The sequence below is a fragment of the Amycolatopsis sp. NPDC104863 genome, from assembly GCF_055582965.1.
In genome coordinates this window covers 430,671-449,286 of record NZ_JBVJOW010000009.1, presented here as the reverse complement: position 1 = coordinate 449,286, position 18,616 = coordinate 430,671, and the positions used below count along the sequence as shown (strand labels likewise).

Below are 18,616 nucleotides of genomic sequence, written 5' to 3'. Positions count from 1 at the left end.
GGGGGACGGCGACATGTCGAGCAAGAACACCACGGGCGGGGCGGTCCGATGAGCGTGACCACCGCGCCCGCCCCGGCCCGGGTCCGGCCGGTGGCGCCCTTCGCCCGGACGCCGGTGGCGGTCGTGGCCGCGCTGATGGCGGTCCCGCTGCTGCTCACCGCGAACCGCTACGGCTACTTCGGCGACGAGCTCTACTTCCTCGCCGCCGGGCGGCACCTCGCCTGGGGGTACGTCGACCAGCCGCCGCTGCTGCCGTTGCTGGCCCGGACGATGGACGCGCTCGGGCATTCCCCGTTCGTGCTGCGGATCCCGGCGATGCTCGCCATGGTCGGCGGCGCCGTGCTGACCGCGCTGATCGCCCGGGAGCTGGGCGGCGGGCGGAAGGCGCAGACGCTCGCCGCGGGCGCTTTCGCCGTGTCGACGCAGTTCCTGGCGAGCGGGCACCTGCTCGCGACGTCCACAGTGGACCCGTTCCTCTGGACCCTGCTGCTGTGGCTGCTGGTCCGCTGGGTGCGCACCCGCGCCGACGGCCTGCTCGTCTGGGCCGGGGTGGTGACGGCGGTCGCGCTCTACACGAAGTTCCTCATCGGCGGGTTCTGGCTCGCCGCCGGGGTCGCGATCCTCGTCTGCGGCCCGCGGGAGCTGCTGCGGCGGCCCGCGTTGTGGCTGGGCGCCGCGATCGCGGTGGTCGCGCTGGTGCCGACGCTGGTCTGGCAGGCGGCGCACGGCTGGCCGCAGCTCGGCATGGGCGCGGCGATCTCGCAGGAGGTCGGTGACACGTGGGGCGGGCGCCTGCTGTTCCTGCCGTCGGCGCTGGTCGTGGCCGGCCTCCCGGTCGGGGTGGCGCTGCTGTGTTACGGACTCTGGCGGCTCCTGCGCGACCAGGAGTTCCGGTTCCTCGGCTGGACCGCGGTGGTGCTGACCGTCGTGATCCTGGCCGTGAACGGCCGGAGCTACTACGTCGCCGGGATGTTCCCGGTGTGCTGGGCGATGGCCGCGGTGGCGGTCGAACGCCGGGAGCCGTCGCGCTGGTGGCGGTGGCTCGCGACCTGGCCGTGTTACGTGCTGACCGCGCTACTCGCCCTGCCGGGGGCGGTGCCGGTCTGGCCGCAGGCCTGGCTGAGCGAGCACCCGGGGCTGCCGAAGCCCGTCTTCGCGTTCGCGGAGATCGGCTGGCCCGAAGGCGCCCGGTCGGTGGCCGCGACGTTCGCCGCGCTGCCCGGGAAGGCGCACACCGCGGTGTTGACCGAGTCGTACTGGGGAGCCAGTGCGCTCGACCGCTACGGCCGTGAGCTCGGCCTGCCCGAACCGGCGAGCGGCAACCGCGGCTACGCGACGCTGACGGTCCCGTCCGAAAGCGCGACGGACGTCCCGTACGTCGGGACGGACCCGCGGCCGCTGGCCGGGCACTTCGCCGACATCCGGCCGCTCGGGAAGGTGGACACCGGCGGCGCGAAACCGAGCTACTTCGACGGCGTGCCGCTGTGGCTGGCGACCGGCCGGACCGAGCCGTGGCCGGTGCTCTGGCCGCAGGTCGTGAACACCCACACGTGAGCCGCGTGCCCGGCCACGTAGGGTGCGGGAAGGACCGGGCCGGACGAGGAACAGGAGCACGATGGACGCCGTGACCACGGCCCCCGACCAGGTGAAACCCGGGCTCGCGCCCTTCGCCCGGCTCCCGGTCGCGCTGCTCGCGCTGGGCACGGCCACCGTCCTGCTGCTCACCGCCGGCCGCTACGGCTACTTCGGTGACGAGCTCTACTTCCTCGCCGCCGGGAAGCACCTGGCGTGGGGGTACGCCGACCAGCCGCCGCTGGTGCCCGCGCTCGCCTGGCTGATGAACACCCTCGCGCCCGGCTCGCTCGTGGTGTTCCGGCTGCCGGCGATCGCCGCCACCGCCGCCGGGGTCGTGGTCACCGCGCTGATCGCGCGGGAGCTCGGCGGGCGGCGCAAGGCGCAGACCCGCGCCGCGGCGGCGTACGCGATCTGCGGGCAGTTCGTCGGCAGCGGCCACTACCTGGCGACGTCGACGATCGACCCGCTGCTGTGGACGCTGGTGCTCTGGCTGGTGGTCCGCTGGGTCCGCACACGGGACGACGGCCTGCTCGTCTGGCTCGGTGTGGTGACGGCGGTGGCGCTCAACGACAAGCTCCTCATCGCCGCGTTCTGGGCGGTGGCCGGGCTCGCGATCCTCGTGTTCGGGCCGCGGGACCTCTTACGCCGTCCCAAACTCTGGCTGGGCGCGCTCATCGCCGCCGCTTCGCTGGTGCCGACGGTGCTGTGGCAGCACACGAACGGCTGGCCGCAGCTCGCGATGGGTGACGCCGTCGGCGCGGAGGTCGACGCGGCGGGCGGCCGCGAGAGCTTCGTCCCGAACCTGCTCGCCGGCGCGGGCTGGGTGATCGGCGCGCTCGGGGTGCTCTACGGCGTCACCGTGCTGGTGGGGAGCAACCAGCTGCGGCCGTACCGGTTCCTGGGCTGGACGGCGCTGGGTGTCGTCGCGGTGTTCCTCGTCGCGAACGGGCGGTTTTACTACGCGGCCGGGATGTTCGGTGTCCTGTGGGCCGCGGCCGCCGTCCACCTGGAAGCGCGCGAGCCGGCGAGGTGGTGGCGGTGGGTGCCGACGTGGCCGGTCTTCGTGCTCTCGGCGCTGTTCAGCCTGCCGTTCACGCTGCCGGTGTGGCCCGCGCACTGGCTCGCCGACCACCCGGCGGCGCCACGCCCCGCCTACGCCGCCGAGGAGATCGGCTGGCCGGACCTCACCGACGACGTCGCCGCGCTGTACCGGACGGCGCCGCCGGGCACCGCGATCGTGACCGGCGGGTACTGGCAGGCGGGCGCGCTCGGCCGGTACGGGCCGGAGCGCGGCCTGCCCGAGGCCTACAGTCCCAGCCGGGGTTTCTGGTATTTCGGCCGCCCAGCCGACAACGCCGGCACCGTGCTCTTCATCGGCTACGACCCTTCGAAGCTCGCGAAGCACTTCGGGACCGCCCGGATCGTCGGCCAGGTCGGCAACCGCCTCGGCATCCGCAACGCCAGTGAGCACATGCCGGTCTGGGAGCTCACCGGCCGGACGGCGAGCTGGGCCGAGATCTGGCCCTCGCTCAAGGACATGCGGGCGTGAGCCTGAAGATCGACTGGAGCCGGTCGCTCTGGCCGCCGTTCACGGCGAAGCCGGCCGGGGTCCGGGGACCGTGGCTGCACCGCATCGAGCGGTACCTGCCCTACGCCCTGCTGGCCGTCTCGACGGGGATCAGCGCGGCGATCGGCGGGCACGACGGCCGCTGGTGGGCGACGACCGGCGTGCTGGTCGCGGCCACGACGTGCTGGCTGGTCCTGGTGGAAACCCTCGCGCCGCCGCGGCTGCGCGCGCACCCGGCGTTCGCCCTGCCCGCGTTCCTCGGCGTGCTCGGGCTGGGCAGCGCGCTCGAAGCCCGGGACGTCACGTTCCTGATCTTCGTGATCTTCGCTTTCCTGGCCGCGACGCGGCTGCGGCCGACCTGGCTCGCCTTCCTCGCGCTCGCGGCGACGTCGCTGCTGATCAACACCATGGGCAACGGCGGGCCGGCGCACGCGCTGAGCGAGCAGCCCGGCATCGTGGTCATGCTGGTGGTGGTGCAGACGGTGACCATCGGCGGCGGCGCGACGCTCTCGGCCGCGGTCGCGCGGCAGAACGAAGACCGCCGCCGCACGCTGGACGAGCTGGCCGCGGCACAGGCGGAAAACGAGGGCCTGCAACGGCAGCTGCTCGGCCAGGCCCGCGAAGCCGGGATCCTCGACGAACGGCAGCGGCTGGCCCAGGAGATCCACGACACGCTCGCGCAGGGTTTCACCGGCATCATCACCCAGCTCGAAGCCGCCGCGCTGGCCGAGAACGAGCCGGCGGAATGGCGGCGGCACCTCGCTTCCGCCGCCGCGCTGGCACGCGAGAACCTCACCGCCGCCCGGCGGTCGGTGCGCGCGTTGCACCCCGCGCCGCTGGACACCGACCCGCTGCCCGACGCGCTCGCGGACGTCGCGGCGAAGTGGAGCGAGCGGACCGGCGTCCCCGCCGAGTTCACCACCACCGGCGTTCCACGGCGGCTGCACCCGGAGGTCGAGGCGGCGATCCTGCGGATCACCCAGGAAGCGTTGTCCAATGTGGACAAACACGCGTCGGCCGGGCGGGTCGGGCTCACGCTGTCCTACATGGACGGCGAGGTGACCCTCGACGTCCGCGACGACGGGGTCGGCTTCACCCCCGGCGCCGGCCCCGGTTTCGGGCTCGCCGGGATGCGCCGCCGGGTCCAGCGGCTCGCCGGTACGCTCCACATCGAGTCCGAAAGCGGCGGCACCGCGATCTCGGCCGCCCTCCCCGCCGTCCCGCCCCTGCCGGAGGCCTTCGCGTGACGATCACCGTGCTCATCGCCGACGACCACCCGATCGTCCGCGACGGGCTGCGCGGCATCTTCACCGGCCGCGGCTTCGAGGTCGTCGGCGAGGCGGCGAACGGCGCGGAAGCCGTGGTGCTGGCCGAGCGGCTGCGCCCCGACGTCGTGCTGATGGACCTGCGGATGCCGGGCACGGACGGCGTCGCGGCGATCACCGAGCTGGCCCGGCTCGGCAACCCGGCGCGGGTCCTGGTGCTCACGACCTACGACACGGACTCGGACGTGCTGCCGGCCATCGAGGCCGGCGCGACCGGGTACCTGCTGAAGGACGCGCCGCGCGAGGACCTGTTCCGCGCCGTCGAGGCGGCCGCCCGCGGGGAGGCGGTGCTCTCCCCCGCGGTCGCCAGCCGCCTGATGGGCCGGATGCGCGAGCCGGTCCGCGAACCGCTGTCCCAGCGTGAGCTCGAGGTGCTCACCCTGGTCGCCCGCGGCTCGACGAACAAGGAAACCGCGAAGAAGCTCTTCATCAGCGAAGCGACGGTCAAGACGCACCTGGTCCACGTTTACGCGAAGCTCGGCGTGAAGGACCGCGCCGCCGCGGTGGCCGTGGCGTTCGAACGCGGGCTGCTGGGCTCCTAGGATGTCCAGCCGGTGGCCGCGGCCCACTTCTCCCCGCGGCCGAACGCGGCGTTGACCCAGTCCTGCTTCTCGTCGGCGTACGCCTCGACCGTGCCGTCTTCGGCGTGCGCGTCGGCCAGCCGCAGCTTCACGTCGCGGTAGTCGTCACGCTCGTCGGGGTTCGCGCGCAGGAAGTCGCGGAACAGCAGCGCGAGCCGCCAGGCCGGCGTCTCGGTGGCCCGGACGTGCAGGTTCACCGGACGCCGCGGGTCGGCGCCGACGTGCAGCCGCTTCGGCCACGGCTCGCCGCCGTCCTGGGCGTCGTCGTACCAGTCGCCCTCCAGCCGCGGGAAGCCCGCGTCGGACAGCAGTTCCTTCAGCGCTTCGGCGTCGGCCAAGGTGGATACCGTCACCTGCAGGTCGAGGACGTCCTTCGCGGGCAGGCCGGGCACGGCGGTCGACCCGATGTGGTCGGCGCGCAGGGCCAGCTCCCCCGCCGCGGCGCGAACCCGGGCGAGCACCCGCTCGGCCTGCGCCGGCCAGGTCAGGTCGTACTCGGCGATCTTCGGTGACATCGGCGGGCGGGGGCGGCGCAGCCGGACGTTCGCCTCGAACGGCACCAGCCGGTCGGCCCACAGCGCGTCGACCTCGGCGAGCACGGCGTCTTCGGCGCCGCCGTTGTCCAGCCAGACGTCGGCGACGGCGCGGCGCTGCTCGGCGCTGGCCTGCGCGCGAATCCGCGCCCGCGCGTCTTCCTCGGCCATCCCGCGCGCCGACACGAGCCGCCGGACCCGCACCTCGACCGGCGCATCGACGACCACGACCAGGTGATACGCCGTCGCGAGGCCGTTTTCGACCAGCAGCGGGATGTCGTGGACGACGACCGCGTCCGGCTTGGCGGCGGCCATCAGCTCCCCGGTGCGGGCGCCGACCAGGGGGTGCACGATCGCGTTCAGCCGGTGCCGCGACTCGTCGTCGGCGAACGCCCGCGCGGCGAGCACGGGCCGGTCGAGCGAGCCGTCGGCGGCCAGGATGCCGTCGCCGAACTCCTCGACGAGCCGGGCGAGCCCCTCGGTGCCGGGCTCCACCACCTCACGGGCGATCCGGTCGGAGTCCACCAGCACGGCGCCGTGTTCTTCGAGCCGGTTCGCCACGGTCGACTTGCCGGCCCCGATCCCACCCGTCAACCCCACGCGCAACATGCCGATCACCCTAGTCAGACCCCCGGGGAGGCCGCTGGGTGCGCCCATTCGTGTGAGGCGCCGGGCCGCCCCCGTAACGCGGGTAATCGTTTTCCGATGCGATGGGCAGCGGGCTGCCTCGCTCGCCGGGTCAGGGGAGGGACCATGAAGCTGGCGAAGATCGGCCAGGCCGCCGTCGCACTGCTGGGGGCCGGCGGGCTCGCCGTGGTGGCGCCCGACCTGCCGGCGGTGAGCCCGGCCGAGCCGGTCGGCGGCTGCCTGTCCGGCGTCTACCGGATCCAGGCCCAGCCGTACCGCACGCTGTACGCGGTGAAGCGCACGTGGATCCCCTTCACCACGACGTGCGCGAACGGCCAGGTCACGACCCCGCCCGCGTGACGACGTCGTCGTCGACGCACACGGACGGGTGATCCGCAAGACGATCGTGACGCGTGACTCAACCGATATCCGGACACGCCGCGTTGCTTACCCACGTTCCCCGCCCGAACTGCGTACCGTGCGCGCGACAGGGTCGCCCACACGGAGGAACGATGGCGAACAGCAAGCACGTCGGGAGGCACCGGCTCGGCACGCCGGGGCTGGTGCACTGCGTTCTTCATCGCCCGGTGGCCGAGGCCCTCGACGACTACCGGCGGACCTGGCTGAACGCCCTGCTGATCCCGGCCAAGCACAGCTTCGCCGGGCTCCGCCGCAAGGCTCGCGCGGCCGCGCTCGAGCGCATCTGGGTCCCGGCGGTCGGCGTCACGACGGTGCGGCCGGTGGCCGCCGCCCGCGCCGCCTGACCACCCGGCTCACCGGCCGGTTTCGCGCGTCTCGATCGCGATTTCCGACGAGAGTGTGCGGTGCACCGGGCACTTGTCCGCGATCAGCATGAGCTTGGCGCGCTGGTCGTCGTCGAGCTCACCCTCCAGCTCGATCTCCCGCGTGATCCGGCTGATCATGCCGCGCTCGGTTTCGCACTTCGCGCAGTCCTCGGCGTGGATGCGGTCGTGGCGGAGCCGGATCGTCGCCCTGGCCAGCGGGAACCCCTTCCGGTCGGCGTACATCCGCAGCGTGATGGCCGTGCACGAACCCAGCGACGCGAGCAGCAGCTCGTACGGGTTCGGGCCGGCGTCGGCGCCCCCGACCGCGACCGGCTCGTCGACCAGCAGCGTGTGGCTCGACGTCGTGACCTGCTGCGTGTAGGTGCCGTCGCCGCTCGCGGTGACGACGACCGTGCCGGGCTCGGGGTGTGCCATCGGAGTCAGTCCTCCCAGGGTGAGTCCAAGATCGTGGTGACGAAGTCCTGTCGTGCGAAGCCTGGCACGAACCGGGCCAGGACATCGGCTTTGACGTTCCCGAAAGTCGTGTCGGGCCGGTCACGGATGCCTTCGGTGAACGCGGCGAGGATGCGCCGCTTGAAGTCCGGCCGCGGGTGCGCGGCGACCACCGCGGCCCGCGCCTCGGCGGGCAGGTCGTGGTAGCCGATGCCCAGGACGTCGTACTCGACCCCGGCCGTCACCAGCGCGACCTCGGGTTCCATGTGCTCCGGGATGCCCGGCGTGGTGTGCAGCGCGATCGCGGTCCAGGCGACGCGGGCCTGCTCGGCGTCGACGCCGTGGCCGAGCAGGAAGCGCCGGGCCTCGTCGGCGCCGTCGAGCTCGAAGCGCCGCTCGGTGCGGTGGCCGGCGACGAGCCCGACGTCGTGGAAGAGCGCCGCGACGTAGAGCAGTTCGGCGTCGAAGTCGAGGCCGCGCCGCCGGCCCTGCAGCGCGCCGAAGAGGTAGACGCGGGAGGAGTGGTCGTACAGGAGCGGGCCGAGGGTGTCCTTGGCGAGCTCGGCGGCTTCGCGGGCGAGCGCGGTGTCGGGGATGTCCGTGGTCATGACGTCGACCTTGCCCGCGGCCGCGGTGCTCGGACCTGTGCCCAGCGGACGGGAATACCGCACATCCGGACATCCGGCGCATTCCCAAGAGGACGCGGATATCGTATCTTCTGCTGCGGGTGGGTCACCCGATCGGAGTTGTGCGCGAAGGGGGTGCGCCGTGGCCACCAGGCACCTGTCGATGCGCCCCGCCGAACAGGGCAACCGCGAGCGGTACCTCGACGCGGCGTTGTCGGTCCTGTTCGACCGCGGCGTCCCGGGGCTGTCCGTGCGCGGGGTGGCCGAAGCGGCGGGCGCGTCCACGATCTCCGTTTACGCTCGCTTCGGCGGTCGCTCCGGCCTGCTCGACGCCTTGTACGAGCGCACTTTCGACTCGCTGCGGGAGATGCTGGAGGGCCTGCCGCCGTCGGGCGCGGACGGCGTCGGGGACCTGCTGCACTTGGCGCTCGAGTACCGGCTCTTCGCGCTGGAGAGCCCGGCCCGCTACGCGCTGATGTTCGAGAGACCGGTGCCCGGCTTCGACCCGGACCCGGCCCTGCGGTCGGCGGTGGTGCGGACGACGTTCGGCCTGTTCATCACCCGCGTCCACCGCGTGTGCCCGCCGGGAGCGGACCCGAAGGCGGCGGCGTACCAGCTGTGGACGGCGATGCACGGCCTGGTCGGCTCGGAGCTGATGCTCGCGTCGCGGACACCGCTGCCGGGCTGGTTCATCCCGCCGACCGACGAGGCGAACGAGGAGATGTACCGCCGCGGGGTCACGGCGATGATGACCGGCCTGGGCCTGCGCAACCGCTGAGACGGGCCCGGCACGCACCCGATGGGGGCATGGGGCCGCTGCGGCCGACGCTGCAGGGCCGGGCGTTGCTGGGGTCGGCGCCTGCGAACCCTACGGTCCCAGCGAACCTCGAGAACCGCGGCCGAGCCGGAGCAGGGACCGCACCGAAGCAAGCCGCAGAACGACCGGGCGCAGGGTCGAGCCCGCGCCAAGCCGCAAGACAAACCGTCCCCGGAACGCAGCGAACCCCGGTCCGCCTGGACCGGGGTTCGCCGTGGTTCAGCTCAGAGCGCTACTGCTCACGCACCGCCGGAGAGCTTCTCGCGGAGAGCCGCGAGCTGCTCGTCGGAGGCGAGGGTGCCGCCGCTGCTCTTCGTGTCGGCCGGGGCCGAGCCCGAGGTGTAGCTTTCCGCGCCACCTTCGATGCCGGTCGCCGCGTCCGCCGCGGCTTCCGCGTCGGCCTCGACGGCCTTCTGGACCTGCTTCATGTGGGCCTCGTAACGGGTGTGCGCCTCCGCGTACTGGCGCTCCCACTCCTCACGCTGCTTGTCGAAGCCTTCCTGCCACTCCTGGGTGTCCGGGTCGAAGCCCTCGGGGTAGATGTAGTTCCCCTCGGTGTCGTACTCGGCGGCCATGCCGTACTGGGCCGGGTCGAACTCGGTGTCCGGCGTGACACCCTCGTTCGCCTGCTTCAGCGACAGCGAGATGCGACGGCGCTCGAGGTCGATGTCGATGACCTTGACCATGACGTCGCCGTTGACCTGGACGACCTGCTCCGGGATCTCCACGTGGCGCTCGGCCAGCTCGGAGATGTGGACCAGACCCTCGATGCCCTCTTCGACACGCACGAACGCGCCGAACGGAACCAGCTTGGTGACCTTGCCCGGCACGATCTGGCCGATCGCGTGGGTGCGGGCGAACTGGCGCCACGGGTCTTCCTGGGTCGCCTTCAGCGACAGCGAGACGCGCTCGCGGTCCATGTCGACGTCCAGGACCTCGACCGTGACCTCCTGGCCGACCTCGACGACCTCGGACGGGTGGTCGATGTGCTTCCAGGACAGCTCGGAAACGTGCACCAGGCCGTCGACGCCACCCAGGTCCACGAAGGCACCGAAGTTGACGATGGACGACACGACGCCCTTGCGGACCTGGCCCTTGGCGAGCGCGTTGAGGAACTCGCTGCGCACCTCGGACTGGGTCTGCTCGAGGTAGGCGCGGCGGGACAGGACCACGTTGTTGCGGTTCTTGTCCAGCTCGATGATCTTCGCCTCGAGCTCGCGGCCGACGTACGGCTGCAGGTCGCGCACACGGCGCATTTCGACCAGGGACGCGGGGAGGAAGCCGCGCAGGCCGATGTCCAGGATGAGGCCGCCCTTGACGACCTCGATGACGGTGCCCTTGACGGGCTCGTCCTTCTCCTTGAGCTCCTCGATCGTGCCCCAGGCGCGCTCGTACTGCGCGCGCTTCTTGGACAGGATCAGACGGCCTTCCTTGTCCTCCTTCTGGAGAACGAGGGCTTCGACCTCATCGCCGACGGTGACAACCTCAGCCGGGTCGACATCGTGCTTGATGGAGAGCTCACGCGAGGGGATGACACCCTCGGTCTTGTAGCCGATGTCGAGCAGGACCTCGTCGCGGTCGACCTTGACGATCGTGCCTTCGACGATGTCGCCATCGTTGAAGTACTTGATGGTCTTGTCGATAGCCGCGAGGAAGTCTTCCTCCGACCCGATGTCGTTGATGGCGACCTGCGGGGCCCCGATGGGGGCGGTCGGGGCGGTGGCGGTGTCGGTGGTCATTAGGCGGGTTGCTCCGGTGGATGGGATCGAGGGTTGGCAGTTGTCGGCGCGATGGGGTGTGAGGAGCATGCGACGACCCTGCGAGCAAACGTCCACCAGTGAACGACCGCGGCATGACCCGCAAACGGTGCGCGACCCGAGCCCGACCAGAAGCTGAGCGGAAGGCAGCGCGAACCCACTGCGCTAACACTTATCCTACGCGGCGGTCACCAGGCGGCACAATCAGGGTCCCCCGGCGATCGCTAAGGTCCTCGCGAAGGCAAACGCACCCAGGAGGACGCAGGTGGAGCGGGCACCGGCGGCCGGGACCGGAGACACCATCATGCCACCGAACGACCCGGCCGCGCCGGGCCGCCACGACGCCGCCGAGCAGCGGCTGGGCACCACCGCCGTCGCCTACCGCGAGGTCGGCGGGGCGGAGGCCGCGGCCGCGAACCTCGCCTGGTGGGACGCCGACGCCGACGACTACCAGGCCGAGCACGGCGGCTTCCTCGGCGACGCCGACTTCGTCTGGTGCCCGGAAGGGGTGCGCGAGGCGGACGCGCGGCTGCTCGGCGACGTCCGCGGCCAGCGCGTGCTGGAGATCGGCTGCGGGCAGGCCGCGTGCTCGCGCTGGCTGGCCGCCCAGGGCGCCGACGCCGTCGCGACCGACCTGTCCGCCGGCATGCTGCGCCACGCGCAGGAGGGCAACACGCGCACCGGCGTCGCCGTGCCGCTCGTGCAGGCGAACGCCGAGCACCTGCCGCTCGCGTCCGGCAGCTTCGACGCGGCCTGCTCGGCGTTCGGCGCGATCCCGTTCGTGGCTTCGGTGGACGCCGTCTTCGCCGAGGTCCACCGGGTGCTGCGGCCGGGCGCGCCGTGGGTGTTCTCGGTGACGCACCCGATGCGGTGGATCTTCCCGGACGACCCGGGCCCGCAGGGGCTGACCGTCACCCAGCCGTACTTCGACCGCACGCCGTACGTGGAGGTCGACGACGAGGGCACGGCCACCTACGTCGAGTACCACCACACGCTCGGCGACTACGTGCGCGCGCTGGCCGGGGCCGGGTTCACCGTGACCGACCTGGTCGAGCCGGAGTGGCCCGAGGGGCACACGCGGGTGTGGGGCCAGTGGAGCCCGCTGCGCGGCCGGCTCTTCCCGGGCACCGCGATCTTCCGCACGCGCCGCTCGTGAACCCGCTGGAGGAACAGCAGAACGCCCGGTTCGCCGCGCTCGACCCGCTGCTCCCGCCGATCGCGCCGCCCCCGGCGGCGAACGAGCCGCTCGTGGTCACCACCGGCGGGCGCCGGGCCGGCGGCCTGCTCACGCACGTCGTGCACGCGCCGGGGTCGTGGCCCGCGCTCTGGGGGCCGCTGGAGCTCTGGGACCTGACGCCGGTGCCGGGCGAAAGCGGCGCGGCGGGCCTCGCGGCGCTGCTGGACGCGTGGCGCGAGCGGATGCGCGGGACGCCGTTCAACCCGGACTCGGGGTGCTCGGTCACCTGGCCGAGCCGCGACGCGGAGGGGTCGGCGGTCCTGCTGGCGCACGGCTTCGCGCCGATGACGTGCCTGGCGGTGCGCCTCCCAGGACCGCCCGCCGACGACCGGCCGTCGCGGGTGTCGGTCCGGCTCGCCGGCGACGCCGACGTCGAGGCCCTGACCCGGCTGCGGCTCGCCGAATGGCAGTACACGTCGCTGGTCGGCACCGCGGTGCACCGGCCGGGCGCGCGGGCGCTGCTGCGCGCCGAGGTCGCCCGTTCCCTGCGCTTCAGCGGGCTGGTCTGGCTCGGGGAAGACGACGGCGCGCCGGCCGGGATGGCCGCCTGCGCGCTGACGTTCCCCGCGTGGGGGGACAGCATCCACGGCCGGCTGCGGCCGGGGCGCTGGGGGTACGTCGACACGCTGTCGGTGGCGCCCGAGTCCCGCGGCGGCGGGGTGGGCCGGACGCTGATGACCGCCGCCCATCGTGAGCTGGCCCGCCGCGACCTGGAAGGTACGTTCCTCTTCTACCACCCGGCGAACCCGCTCTCCCCGGTGTTCTGGCACCGGCAGGGTTATCGTCCACTGTGGACCATGTGGATCCGGCGCCCCGCCTGGTCCTGACCGCGACCCCAGGGGGACCCATGGACATCGCCGGCCCGCTGTTCGCCGCCCACCGGGCGCGCTTCGCCGCGGTCGACGCGCTGCTGCCGCCCGCCGCGCCCCCGGCCGAGGGCGAGCGGCTGGACGCGGCGACCGCGGACGGCACCCGGGTCACCGCGGTGCTGCAGCGGGAGCGGCTGGCGCCCGGCGACGTCCCGATGCTGTGGGCGGCGGCCGACACCTGGCAGCTCTTCCCCTACTTCGGCGCCACCGGCACCGAGGGCGCCGACCTCCTGCTGCGAGCGTTGAAGGGCCGGCTGGAGACCGAGGAGACCGACGACGACTCGGCGTGCGTCGTCGTCTGGCCGAGCCGGGACGCCGAGGCGATCCGCGCCTACCTCGACCACGGCCTGGTCCCGCTCGGCGCCCTCGGCGTCCGGACCGCGCCACCGGTCGAAGACACGACCGGCACCACCGTCGCCGTCCGCCGGGCCGGGCCGGGCGACTTCGCCGCCGCGCTGGAGCTGGCCACGGCGACGTTCGACTACACCGGCCTGGTCGCCGTGCCGCGACGGGCCAACACCGCGGACCTGCTGGCCCCGGCCCTGCGGGAGGCCCTCGACGCCGACGAGCCCGAGGTCTGGCTGGCCGAGGAGGCCGGCGAGGTCCGCGCGCTGGCGCACTGCGCGTGGATCGACGTGTCCCTGGGCGGCGAGGCGGCCGAGATGCTGCCGCTGGGCCGCTGGGGTTACGTGAACAACGTCGTGACCGCGCCGGGCGAGCGCGGCGGCGGCTTCGGCCGGGCGCTGATGGCCCGCGTGCACCGGGAGTTCCACGAGGCCGGCGCCACCGGCACCTACCTCTACTACAACCCGACCAACCCGCTGTCCTCGGTGTTCTGGCACCGGCAGGGCTATCGTCCACTGTGGACGACGTGGGAGGTGCGCCCGGCGTCCGCGCTGCGGTGAGTCACCCGGTGGTGTGACGTGCGTCCGGTGATCTTGCCGCGGGACCCGGCGGGGACTAGCTTTTGAACTGACCGGTCAGTTCAAAAGATGCTGGAGCCTCCCGTGCAGGTCCGAGCCGATCGCGTGTCCCTCGAAGGGCACCACGGCACCTTGTTACCGCCCACCTCGCTGACCGTCGGCGAGGGCGACCTGGCGATCGTGCACGGCGAACCCGGCGTCGGCGTCACCGCGTTCGGCCTCGCGCTGGCCGGCCGGCTCAAGCCCTCCACCGGCACTGTGCACGCCGAAGGCGTCGACGCTCCCCTGCCCGGGCTCGTCGCGATCGTCGACGCGCCCGGCGTCAGCGAGCCCGACGAGGCGCTGAGCCTGCGTGTGGTCGTCGGCGAGGAGCTGGCGCTCGCCCATCGCCCGGCGGGCAAGGAGGACGTCGCCCGCTGGCTGGCCGGGCACGACGCCGCGCCGTACGCGGGCACGCGGTTCGAGAACCTCGCGCCCACCCTGCGCACGCGGCTGCTCACCGAGCTGGCCGCGGAGCGCAAGGGCGTCCGCGTGCTCGTGCTCGACACGCCCGACCGGCACACCAGTGACGTCGGCAGCTGGGCCGGGCTCGCGCGGGAGCTGGCCGAGCGCGGCCTCGCCGTGGTCGTGCTGACCGCGACGACCCCGCTGTCCGCCCTGCCGTTCGAGCCCGCCCGCATCGGCTCGGCCGAACAGCCGGAACCGCAGCACCACTCCCCCGAACCCGAACCCACCGAAGAGCTCCCCGCGAGCACTGACGGAGTCGAAGAATGAACGCCTTCCGGATCGCCCGCAACGAGCTGCGCCGCCTGTCCACCGGCACGATGCCGAAGCTGGCGCTGGTCGCGCTCGTGCTGGTGCCACTGCTCTACGCGTCCTTCTACCTGTACGCGAACTACGACCCGTACGGCCGGCTGGACAAGCTGCCCGCCGCCGTCTTCACCAGTGACACGGGCGCGCAGGACGCGAGCGGCCAGCAGCGCAACGTCGGCCGCGAAGTCACCGACGAGCTGGTCAAGTCCGGCACGTTCCAGTGGCACGAGGTGTCCGAGCAGGAGGCCCGCGACGGCGTCCGCGACGACAAGTACTCGTTCGCGATCGGCATCCCGAGCGGCTTCTCCGCGGCGCTGCTGTCGGTCGGCAACTTCCAGCCGCAGCAGGCGACGATCACGCTGACCACCAACGACGCGAACAACTACCTGTCCGGCACGATCGCGAAGCAGGTCGCCGAGCAGGTGCGCAAGACGATCGCGGAGAAGGTCGGCAGCGAGGCCGCGGACCGGTTCCTGGTCGGCTTCTCCACCATCTACGGCAAGATCCAGGAGGCCTCGACGGGCGCCGCGCAGCTCGCGGACGGCGCCACGCAGCTCAAGTCCGGGCAGCAGCAGCTCGCCGGCGGCGCTTCGCAGCTCGCGGACGGCTCGGCGACGCTCGCCACCGGCCTCGGCACGTTGAAGAGCAGCACCGCGGACCTGCCGTCCCAGACGCAGAAGCTCGCCGACGGCGCTTCGCAGGTGGCCACCGGGGACCAGAAGGTCGCCGACGCGGCTTCGCTGGCCGCGACGGCGTCGTCCGACATCCAGGGCAAGCTCGACGGCTACCGCACCCAGCTCGTCACCGACCTGCGCGACGCCGGGGTGCCGGAAGCGCAGATCCAGGCGATCGTCGCGAAGGCCGACCAGCTGCGCTCCCCCGTCGACCAGGCCAACGGCAAGATCCAGCAGGCCAACGGCGACCTCGCGAAGCTGGCCGACGGCGCGCGGCAGGTGTCCGACGGCGCGGCCAAGCTCGCGGCCGCGTCTCCGCAGCTGGCGAACGGCATCGCCCAGGCGTCCGACGGCGCGAACCAGCTGCGTGACGGCGCCGCGAAGCTCAACGACGGCGAGAAGACCGCCGTCACCGGCACGAACCAGCTCGCGGACGGCGCGGTGAAGCTGCGCGACGGGCTTTCGGCCGGCCTCAAGGAGATCCCGAACCCGGACGACCCCACCCGCTCGGCCACGGCGAACACGATCGCGGACCCGGTGGCGGTCAACGCCAACGGCGAGGCGTCGGCGGGGACCTACGGCGCGGGCCTGGCGCCGTTCTTCATCTCGCTGGCCACCTGGATCGGCGCGTTCGTGCTGTTCCTGATCCTGCGCCCGCTCTCGACCCGGGCGCTGACGGCGGGTGCGTCCCCGTTCCGCGTCGCGGTCGGCGGCTGGCTGTCCTCGGCGCTGCTCGGCGTCGCCCAGGTGGTCGTCCTGTTCGGCGCGGTGACGTGGCTCGTCGGCATCCACATCGCCCACCCGCTGGGCGCCATCGGGTTCGCGGTGCTGGTGTCGCTGACGTTCACGTCGGTGGTGCACGCGCTCAACGCGTTCTTCGGCGCGGTCGGCAAGTTCCTCGGGCTGGTGCTGCTGGTGCTGCAGCTGGTCAGCGCGGGCGGCACGTTCCCGTGGCAGACGATCCCGGACGCGCTCTACCCGCTGCACGTGGTGCTGCCGATGGGGTACGCCATCGACGGCTTCCGCCACCTGTTCTACAGTGGCGCCACCGTGCAGATCCTGGGAGACATCGGCGTGTTGCTGGCCTACCTGGCAGGCGGGGTCCTCGTGTCCACGCTGGCCGCGCGCAAGCGTCGCGTTTGGACGGTGTCGGCCCTCAAGCCCGAGCTCAGCCTGTGAGCGGCGCGACCAAGCAGAAGCTCTTCGAGGCCACGCTGGAGCTCTCGAAGAGCCGGGGCCTGGTGGGCCTGACGGTCGACGACATCGCCGCCGCGGCGGGGGTCGCCAAGGGCACGGTCTACTACAACTTCGGGTCGAAGGACGGGCTGGTCGACGCGCTGCTGCGCTACGGCGTCGACATGCTCGCCGGGCAGCTGCGCGCCGCCGTCACCGACGCGGACCCGCTCGAGGTGATCGAGGCGCAGGTCGACACGACGCTGGAGTTCATCGCCCGGTACCCGGGGTTCTCGCAGATCCTGGTGAGCGAGCTGTGGCGGACACCGGGCCAGTGGCACGACACGCTTTCGCTGCTGCGCGAGGAGATCATCTCGATCGTCAAGGACCAGCTGTCCCGGCTGGAGTCGGCCGGCCGGCTGCCGGAAGGGGTGCAGATCCCGACCGCGGCGGCGGGGCTGTTCGGCACGATGCTGGTGGTGGCGCTGGACTGGCAGGTGTTCGGGCCGCAGCGGACCCGGGCGGAGGTCCGCGACGCGGTGATGGTGCTGATCCGCGGTTTGGGACGGCGTTAGCGACGGCTGGGCGCCGCCCCCCGATCTCCACGCTACCGTCCGGCACCGACAGTTCCGGGCCGGCGAGGCTCAGGCGCGGTCCTCGATGCGGGCCCGCACCGCCGCCGCGTAGCTGTCCACCGCCGTTGCCGCCGCGGTCAGCTCGCAGGGGCCGTCGATCAGCAGGCGCTTCGCCGGGACGTACGCCTGCTCCAGCTCCGGGTCGCCGTCCAGGCCCTGCTCGCGGGCCAGCTCGTGGTCACCCGCGAGGCGGGCGCGCAGCTCCTCGCGGCGGGCGACCAGGCCGTCGAGCACCGCTCGCTGGCGGCGGCCGTCCTCGACCGCCGGGGCCACCGCGTGCTCGTGGCTGTCGATGTGGCGCTCCACCCACTCCGCGTCGCCGTCGACCTCGGCCGAGCGCAGCTGCTTGAGCGCGGCGCGCAGCCGCTGGGCGCGGGCCGGCAGCATCGCGACGCCGGTGAAGCGTGTCGCCACGCGCAGCTGGTACGCCTCGATCTCGCCGAGCTCCTCGACGGACTGGGTGAGCACGTCGAGCCGGCCGGACAGGTCGTCCGCGGCCGGGCGGGCCTGGAACGTCCCGGCCTGCACCGCCGCGACCCCCGGCGACGACTCCTCCCGAAACCCCAGCAGCAGCCGCAGCCCGAGCTCGGCCGCGCGGCCCGCGAGCGGGGCGAGCACCTCGCCGACGAGCCGGTCGGGCTCGGCGGAGTCGTCGATCGCGTCGACGACGAGCGTGCGGCCGGCGACCCCGGTGGTGAGCCGGTCTTCGATGCGGTGCCGGACGGCGTCGGCGGTGCGGCCGGTGGCGTCGACGGCGAGGTCGACGCTGCCCGCCGGCGGCATCGAGCCGAGCGTCGGCGGCAGGCCGGGGACACCGAGGGAGCGCTCGCGGTCGGCCAGCACGATGCCGAACCGCAGTGCCGCCGCGACGGGCGAGCCGGCCTCGCCGGTGTCGACGACCCAGACCGTGCCGGGCTCGGCCTTGGCGAACCAGTCCGCGACGCTCTGCACGAACGAGACGTCGACGGCTTCGCCGACCGGGCGGGAAAAGCTGGCGTCGACGGCCGGACTGCCCGAGGTCCAGATGCTCAGCTGCGGCAGGTGCCCCAGCATCGTCTCGACCGGCACCATCCAGGTGCCGGTGTCCTTGCCGACGACCATGCCGACGACGTGCCCGGTCGCCTCGTCGAGCACGGCCGTGCCGCCGAACCCGGGGCCGATCGGCTCGGCTTCGGCGGTGCGGAAGAGGCGGACCCATTCGCCGCCGGTCTGTTCCGGGCCGCCGAGGCGCGCGTGGGTCCAGCGGCCGACCGACCCGGGCGGGAACCCGAACGCGCGGACGAGCTGGTGCTCGCCGAGGGGCATGCGGTGCAGCGGGGCGCGGAACACGCGGGATTCGGGGCGTTCCAGGCGCAGCAGGGCGAGATCACCGTGGCCGCCGCCGTCGGAGGGCACCCAGCACCCCTCCACGACGGTGGCGGTGCCGGGCAGGGCTTCGGCCAGTCCGACGAAGTCGACGCTCAGCGCGGACCGCGGTCCCCCGGCGGCTTCGACGACGTGCGCGCTCGTGAGCACGTGGTACTCGTCGAGCACCGTGCCCGCCCCGCAGACCCGGCCGAGTTCGTCGTGCAGCCGAACCCGCCAGCGTCGCCGTTCACGCTCGAACCCCATTCGGCGGACCCTACGCCGTGATCGCCCGCCGGTGA

General features: G+C 73.1%; 18 protein-coding genes. 13 read left to right on the top strand and 5 right to left on the bottom strand.

Features of this window, described 5'->3' with window-relative positions:
• Positions 1-48 precede the first annotated feature (48 nt).
• From ACZ63J_RS40820 to ACZ63J_RS40805, 4 genes are all read left to right on the top strand, one after another.
• The gene (locus ACZ63J_RS40820; protein WP_465405536.1) at positions 49-1,554 is read left to right on the top strand and encodes an ArnT family glycosyltransferase; all 1,506 of its coding nucleotides are present in this window, start codon (positions 49-51) and stop codon (positions 1,552-1,554) included.
• 61 nt (positions 1,555-1,615) lie between these two features.
• Positions 1,616-3,124 carry a glycosyltransferase family 39 protein gene (locus ACZ63J_RS40815; RefSeq protein WP_465405534.1) on the top strand — a complete coding sequence of 503 codons (1,509 nt, stop codon included), beginning with the start codon at positions 1,616-1,618 and terminating at the stop codon, positions 3,122-3,124.
• Positions 3,121-4,389: a sensor histidine kinase gene (locus ACZ63J_RS40810; RefSeq protein ID WP_465405532.1), complete on the top strand. Its 1,269-nt coding sequence runs from the start codon at positions 3,121-3,123 to the stop codon at positions 4,387-4,389. Before ACZ63J_RS40815 ends, ACZ63J_RS40810 begins: the two co-directional genes overlap by 4 nt.
• A complete protein-coding gene (locus tag ACZ63J_RS40805; protein WP_465310019.1) occupies positions 4,386-5,009 on the top strand; it encodes a response regulator in 624 nt (207 codons plus the stop codon). The genes ACZ63J_RS40810 and ACZ63J_RS40805 overlap by 4 nt, the downstream gene beginning before the upstream one ends.
• Here ACZ63J_RS40805 and coaE read toward each other — a convergent pair.
• Complete coding sequence (gene coaE, locus ACZ63J_RS40800; RefSeq protein WP_465405530.1) at positions 5,006-6,190, bottom strand: dephospho-CoA kinase; 1,185 nt, start codon at positions 6,188-6,190, stop codon at positions 5,006-5,008. The genes ACZ63J_RS40805 and coaE overlap by 4 nt on opposite strands.
• Positions 6,191-6,334: 144 nt before the next feature.
• On the opposite strand from coaE, the gene ACZ63J_RS40795 reads away from it, so the two are divergent.
• The gene (locus ACZ63J_RS40795; protein WP_465405528.1) at positions 6,335-6,568 is read left to right on the top strand and encodes a hypothetical protein; all 234 of its coding nucleotides are present in this window, start codon (positions 6,335-6,337) and stop codon (positions 6,566-6,568) included.
• Positions 6,569-6,720: 152 nt separating this feature from the next.
• Positions 6,721-6,972, top strand: coding sequence for a hypothetical protein (locus ACZ63J_RS40790; protein WP_465335408.1), 252 nt, complete (start codon positions 6,721-6,723; stop codon positions 6,970-6,972).
• Positions 6,973-6,981: 9 nt separating this feature from the next.
• Here ACZ63J_RS40790 and ACZ63J_RS40785 read toward each other — a convergent pair whose 3' ends face one another.
• Both ACZ63J_RS40785 and ACZ63J_RS40780 read right to left on the bottom strand, forming a co-directional pair.
• A complete protein-coding gene (locus ACZ63J_RS40785) occupies positions 6,982-7,428 on the bottom strand; it encodes an OsmC family protein (RefSeq protein ID WP_465310015.1) in 447 nt (148 codons plus the stop codon).
• A 5-nt stretch (positions 7,429-7,433) separates the two neighbouring features.
• Positions 7,434-8,054, bottom strand: coding sequence for an HD domain-containing protein (locus tag ACZ63J_RS40780; RefSeq protein WP_465405526.1), 621 nt, complete (start codon positions 8,052-8,054; stop codon positions 7,434-7,436).
• 181 nt (positions 8,055-8,235) lie between these two features.
• On the opposite strand from ACZ63J_RS40780, the gene ACZ63J_RS40775 reads away from it, so the two are divergent.
• Entirely contained in the window at positions 8,236-8,850 is a 615-nt protein-coding gene (locus tag ACZ63J_RS40775; protein ID WP_465405674.1) for a TetR/AcrR family transcriptional regulator, read from the top strand.
• A 278-nt stretch (positions 8,851-9,128) separates the two neighbouring features.
• On the opposite strand, the gene rpsA is transcribed toward ACZ63J_RS40775, so the two are convergent.
• Positions 9,129-10,628, bottom strand: a complete 1,500-nt coding sequence (gene rpsA / locus ACZ63J_RS40770; protein WP_465310013.1) for a 30S ribosomal protein S1 — start codon at positions 10,626-10,628, stop codon at positions 9,129-9,131.
• A gap of 322 nt (positions 10,629-10,950) precedes the next feature.
• Between rpsA and ACZ63J_RS40765 the strand changes: the two genes are divergently transcribed.
• From ACZ63J_RS40765 to ACZ63J_RS40740, 6 genes are all read left to right on the top strand, one after another.
• Positions 10,951-11,802, top strand: coding sequence for a class I SAM-dependent methyltransferase (locus ACZ63J_RS40765; RefSeq protein ID WP_465405672.1), 852 nt, complete (start codon positions 10,951-10,953; stop codon positions 11,800-11,802).
• Entirely contained in the window at positions 11,799-12,710 is a 912-nt protein-coding gene (locus ACZ63J_RS40760; RefSeq protein WP_465405524.1) for a GNAT family N-acetyltransferase, read from the top strand. The genes ACZ63J_RS40765 and ACZ63J_RS40760 overlap by 4 nt, the downstream gene beginning before the upstream one ends.
• Before the next feature lie 20 nt (positions 12,711-12,730).
• Positions 12,731-13,657 carry a GNAT family N-acetyltransferase gene (locus ACZ63J_RS40755; RefSeq protein WP_465405522.1) on the top strand — a complete coding sequence of 309 codons (927 nt, stop codon included), beginning with the start codon at positions 12,731-12,733 and terminating at the stop codon, positions 13,655-13,657.
• 102 nt (positions 13,658-13,759) lie between these two features.
• Positions 13,760-14,449, top strand: coding sequence for an ABC transporter ATP-binding protein (locus ACZ63J_RS40750; RefSeq protein WP_465405670.1), 690 nt, complete (start codon positions 13,760-13,762; stop codon positions 14,447-14,449).
• Entirely contained in the window at positions 14,446-16,341 is a 1,896-nt protein-coding gene (locus ACZ63J_RS40745) for a YhgE/Pip family protein (RefSeq protein ID WP_465405520.1), read from the top strand. The genes ACZ63J_RS40750 and ACZ63J_RS40745 overlap by 4 nt, the downstream gene beginning before the upstream one ends.
• The gene (locus tag ACZ63J_RS40740) at positions 16,338-16,910 is read left to right on the top strand and encodes a TetR/AcrR family transcriptional regulator (RefSeq protein WP_465310008.1); all 573 of its coding nucleotides are present in this window, start codon (positions 16,338-16,340) and stop codon (positions 16,908-16,910) included. The genes ACZ63J_RS40745 and ACZ63J_RS40740 overlap by 4 nt, the downstream gene beginning before the upstream one ends.
• A gap of 69 nt (positions 16,911-16,979) precedes the next feature.
• On the opposite strand, the gene ACZ63J_RS40735 is transcribed toward ACZ63J_RS40740, so the two are convergent.
• Complete coding sequence (locus ACZ63J_RS40735; RefSeq protein WP_465405518.1) at positions 16,980-18,581, bottom strand: S1 family peptidase; 1,602 nt, start codon at positions 18,579-18,581, stop codon at positions 16,980-16,982.
• Positions 18,582-18,616 lie beyond the last annotated feature (35 nt).

Excerpts from the sequence above, each read along its gene's own strand:
- ACZ63J_RS40820 (WP_465405536.1), top strand. The coding sequence starts at position 49 with ATGAGCGTGACCACCGCGCCCGCCCCGGCCCGGGTCCGGCCGGTGGCG.
- ACZ63J_RS40815 (WP_465405534.1), top strand. The coding sequence starts at position 1,616 with ATGGACGCCGTGACCACGGCCCCCGACCAGGTGAAACCCGGGCTCGCG.
- coaE (WP_465405530.1), bottom strand. The coding sequence starts at position 6,190 with ATGTTGCGCGTGGGGTTGACGGGTGGGATCGGGGCCGGCAAGTCGACC.
- ACZ63J_RS40795 (WP_465405528.1), top strand. The coding sequence starts at position 6,335 with ATGAAGCTGGCGAAGATCGGCCAGGCCGCCGTCGCACTGCTGGGGGCC.
- ACZ63J_RS40790 (WP_465335408.1), top strand. The coding sequence starts at position 6,721 with ATGGCGAACAGCAAGCACGTCGGGAGGCACCGGCTCGGCACGCCGGGG.
- ACZ63J_RS40785 (WP_465310015.1), bottom strand. The coding sequence starts at position 7,428 with ATGGCACACCCCGAGCCCGGCACGGTCGTCGTCACCGCGAGCGGCGAC.
- ACZ63J_RS40780 (WP_465405526.1), bottom strand. The coding sequence starts at position 8,054 with ATGACCACGGACATCCCCGACACCGCGCTCGCCCGCGAAGCCGCCGAG.
- ACZ63J_RS40775 (WP_465405674.1), top strand. The coding sequence starts at position 8,236 with ATGCGCCCCGCCGAACAGGGCAACCGCGAGCGGTACCTCGACGCGGCG.
- rpsA (WP_465310013.1), bottom strand. The coding sequence starts at position 10,628 with ATGACCACCGACACCGCCACCGCCCCGACCGCCCCCATCGGGGCCCCG.
- ACZ63J_RS40765 (WP_465405672.1), top strand. The coding sequence starts at position 10,951 with ATGCCACCGAACGACCCGGCCGCGCCGGGCCGCCACGACGCCGCCGAG.
- ACZ63J_RS40755 (WP_465405522.1), top strand. The coding sequence starts at position 12,731 with ATGGACATCGCCGGCCCGCTGTTCGCCGCCCACCGGGCGCGCTTCGCC.
- ACZ63J_RS40745 (WP_465405520.1), top strand. The coding sequence starts at position 14,446 with ATGAACGCCTTCCGGATCGCCCGCAACGAGCTGCGCCGCCTGTCCACC.
- ACZ63J_RS40735 (WP_465405518.1), bottom strand. The coding sequence starts at position 18,581 with ATGGGGTTCGAGCGTGAACGGCGACGCTGGCGGGTTCGGCTGCACGAC.